Annotated in this window: 3 protein-coding genes; 2 read left to right on the top strand and 1 reads right to left on the bottom strand. The window is 67.1% G+C overall.

All coding sequences use genetic code 11. The annotated features are described in order from the left end of the window. The first annotated feature begins 9 nt into the window (after positions 1–9). Positions 10–1,173 (top strand): methyltransferase domain-containing protein, encoded by a 1,164-nt coding sequence (locus HMPREF1138_RS06610; protein ID WP_009057884.1) that lies wholly within the window; start codon positions 10–12, stop codon positions 1,171–1,173. Between the two features lie 79 nt (positions 1,174–1,252). Here HMPREF1138_RS06610 and HMPREF1138_RS06605 read toward each other — a convergent pair whose 3' ends face one another. Continuing rightward, entirely contained in the window at positions 1,253–2,254 is a 1,002-nt protein-coding gene (locus HMPREF1138_RS06605) for a zinc-binding dehydrogenase (RefSeq protein WP_039937269.1), read from the bottom strand. Positions 2,255–2,370: 116 nt separating this feature from the next. Here HMPREF1138_RS06605 and HMPREF1138_RS06600 point away from each other — a divergent pair, with 116 nt between their 5' ends. Then, entirely contained in the window at positions 2,371–2,826 is a 456-nt protein-coding gene (locus HMPREF1138_RS06600; protein WP_009057885.1) for a GNAT family N-acetyltransferase, read from the top strand. The last annotated feature ends 1,024 nt before the right edge of the window (positions 2,827–3,850 follow it).

Raw genomic sequence — 3,850 nt, 5'->3', positions numbered from 1 at the left:
ACTTAAAAGATGCGCTGCGACCACTATGACGCCGGAACCTGCCGGTCCTGCTCCCTCCTCCCCCAGCCCTACGAGCGCCAGCTCGCGGGCAAGGAAGAGGCCGTCGCGGCCGCCCTGGCCACCGTCCCGGGAGCCGGTGATATCACCTGGCTGGCCCCGGCCTCGTCCCCGGAAAAGGGATTTCGCACGAGCGCGAAGCTCGTCGTCGGAGGCACCCGGCGCCGCCCCACGCTCGGAATCCTCGGGCCCGACCGGCGCGGCGTCGACCTGCCCGGCTGCCCCATCCAGCACCCGGCGATCAACCGCGCGACGCCCGGCCTCAAGCGCTTCATCCGCTCCCTGAGCCTCACCCCCTACGACGTTCCCACCAAGCGCGGGGAGCTCAAAAACATCCTCATCACCGTGGGCGAGGGCGAGCGGCTCATGATCCGCTTCGTGCTGCGCACCCGCGAGCGCGTCTCCGACATCCGCGCCGCGCTGCCGCTGCTGGGCGACCTCGTGCCGGCCGCCCACGTCGTCACCGCGAACATTCACCCCACACACGAGGCCATCGTGGAGGGGCCCGACGAGATCATCCTGACGCGCACCCGCACGCTGCCGCTGTCCGTCGAGGGGCTCGAGCTGGGGCCGCGTTCCTTCGCGCAGACCAACGCGCACGTCGCCTCCGCCCTGTACGAGCAGGCCGCGCTGTGGGCCTCACGCCCCTTCGCCGACGGGCGCCTTCCGAGCAGCCTGTGGGACCTGTACTGCGGCGTTGGAGGCTTCGCGCTCGCCTGCGCGCGCGCCGGATTCCCGCGCGTCACCGGCGTCGAGGTGTCCTCCGGGGCGATCTCCTCGGCGATCAGCGCCGCACGCCACGCGGGCCTGTCGCGCAGTGCTGCCACCTTCATCGCTGACGACGCGACCTCGTGGGCGCGCGCCCAGTCCGCGGCGGACGTGCCCGACGTGATCGTCGTGAACCCGCCGCGCCGAGGCATCGGAACCGACCTGGCCGCCTACCTAAACGAGTGCGACGCGCCCCGCATCATCTACTCCTCGTGTAACCCCGCGTCGCTGGCCACAGACCTGGCGGCCATGCCCACGCTGCGCCCCGTCGAGGGGCGCCTCTTCGACATGTTCCCCCACACCACCCACGCCGAGGTCGCCCTCCTCCTGGAGCGCGCTGGGGCGTAACCGCAACGCTGGGCCGACCGCAGCCGCCACAAAGCTTCGCCCGGCCTCGGCGCCCACACGACCGACACGCAGGAGACGCCTAGCCAAGCACCACGACGTTCTTACCGGGCACCGCGTGGGAATCGAGCGCGCGGTGCGCGTCGGGCACCTGCTCCAGGCCGTGGAAAACCCTCGCAATCGGCACACTCATCTCACCCGCCTTCACCGCGTCGAGCACCTCCTGCAAGACGGACGCCAGCAGATCCCAGGCCTGGCCGTGATAGACCGTGAGGCCCACGGTCGAGGGAATCAGGCCGAAAGGCGAGAAGTCCTTCATCGACCACACGTCCGTCAGCGACCCCGTGAACGACACCATGCCGCCGGGGCGCACGCAGCGCAGAGTATCGCCGAGCACCGGGATACCCACAAGCTCCAGCGCCGCATCCACACCACCCGGAGCGAGAGCGCGCACCTTGCCCTCAATCCGCCCGTCGTCGATGACCACGTGGGCGGCCCCGGCCTCGTTCAGGACCGGACGAGCGGACTCACGGCGCGTCGTCGCAATCACCGTCATGCCCATGCGAACACCCAAGCGCACCGCCATCAGGCCGACCGTCGAGGTTCCTCCGCGCACAAGAACCGTGTCGCCGCTCCGGGCGCGCATCGCATGGACGAGCGAGCCATACGCTGTCTGCGTCATCTCGGGGATCGCACCGATCGTCGCCCAGTCAAGGTCGGACGTAAAGGGGATCGCGATGCGCTCGGGAATCAGGGTGTAGCGCGCGTAGGAGCCGTCATACTCGCGCCCAAGACCGCCCATCATGAAGGCGACCTGCTGGCCGGGCTGGAAGACACTGCCGGGCGCAACCTCATCGACGACGCCGACGCCCTCGATTCCAAGGACCCGCGGATACGTGAAATCCGGGTCGGAGAGGCCCCGACGCGAGTGGGACTCAGACTCGTTGATGCCGAAAGCTTCGACGCGCACCCGCATCCAGCCCTCCCTCACCTGGGGGACAGGGAGCTGCGAGACCCGCATTTCATCGATCTCACAGGGACCTTCGAGGCGGATGACATCCATCGTGGCAGAATTAGTTTCCATGGAATGTAAGTGTAGTCTATGCGGAGCACGTTCACAAGCAACTGGTCCACGCACCACCCGAGCGCCCGGGCTCACCGCCCCGTACAGTTACAATTGGACCTCACGTTAGGAGAATTATGACCATCGAACTGATCACCGCCCCCACCCCCGAGCTCCACGAGGCCATGGCGCGCCTCCTCCCCCAGCTGTCCCGCTCCGCCAAGCCCATGAGCGAGGCGGACGTTGAGCGCTTCATCGCCCAGGGTGGCGTCCACCTCTTCGTCTTCCGCCCCGACGCGGCCGATGATGAGGGCAATCACCCGATCCTCGGCATGCTGTCGCTGGCCACCTTCGAGATTCCGACGGGCGTGCGCGCGTGGGTCGAGGACGTCGTCGTCGACGAGGCCGCCCGCGGCCAGGGCGCCGGCCAATCCCTCGTGGTCGCCGCGATCGAGCACGCGAAGAAGGTCGGCGCGCGCACCGTCGACCTGACGTCGCGCCCCTCACGCGAGGCCGCGAACCGCCTCTACCAGCGCGCCGGCTTCCAGCTGCGCGAGACCAACGTGTACCGAGTGACGCTCGAGAAGAAGTAAGCACGCGGCGCACGCACTGCTTGCGGCCCTAGTGTCATGCGCACCGTATTCGGCGTGTGCGCTGCTTGGGTTGCGTGCACTGCACGTGCTCCACGCGTTCTTCGTGTTGCCGCCCGCCCCCGCATGATGCGTGGGCGGGCGCTTCGCTTGGGGTGAGGCCCCCTCACGTGCGCGGCCGGGCTGTCCCGGCGGCACTGACCGGACTGCTGACGTTCCGGATAGGTTACGCCGATCCGGATAGGATACGCCGATCCGGATAGGTTAATAAGCTATCCGGATGCTCATAACCTATCCAGATAGCAACAACCTATCCGCGTACACAGCAGCTCGTAACACCACTACTAGTTCAGGAAGCAATGCACTAGTGAGTGCAGCATTGCACGAGCAGCTATACAGCGTCATTCCTCCCCAAGCGGCGCAAGATCCCCGAGCAACACGCTCAATCACGAATTCCAACCACGCCGCCGGCGGGGAGGCCGCCGGAGGGCCGGAGCATTCAACCTCATCGCTAACGTTCAACCTCATCGGGTACACGCCACACCGCAACAAGTATTTTCATGAATTCAGGGGCCAAGGAGCCGCTCCCAACGCCCGCAGGCATCGGCAGGGCCCGAGCCAAACATAAGTCGCACGTAATTTAACGCGGTCAGTTTTAAAGAATGCCTCAAAACGTTGCAATTCCAACGATGCGAATTCAACGTTTGAAATACTCGAAGGGGAATTACGTGCGACATTGATGCGGAGAGACGGGTCCTGGCCGGGCTTCGAGCCGACGTGTCGAGCAGAGTTCGCGGCATAGACAGCAAGCGGGCGGGCAGGCCGCGGTGCCGGTGGGCGGCGGCAGGGCCTGGCCGGACAACGAGCCGACGCACCGAGCCACACGTCAGCGACCCTGCACCACTGGTTTGGAGGGCGCCGGAGGGCCCGGAGGACGCAAGAGGGCATGGCTGCGGTGCCCGTGGGCGGCGGCAGGGCCTGGCCGGACAACGAGCCGACGCACCGAGCCACACGTCAGCGACCCTGC

This window comes from Actinomyces sp. ICM58 (assembly GCF_000283035.1).
In the GTDB taxonomy this organism is placed as follows: Bacteria; Actinomycetota; Actinomycetes; order Actinomycetales; family Actinomycetaceae; genus Pauljensenia.
Note: the sequence above shows the minus strand (reverse complement) of the source record. Positions and strands in the feature narration are given on the sequence as shown.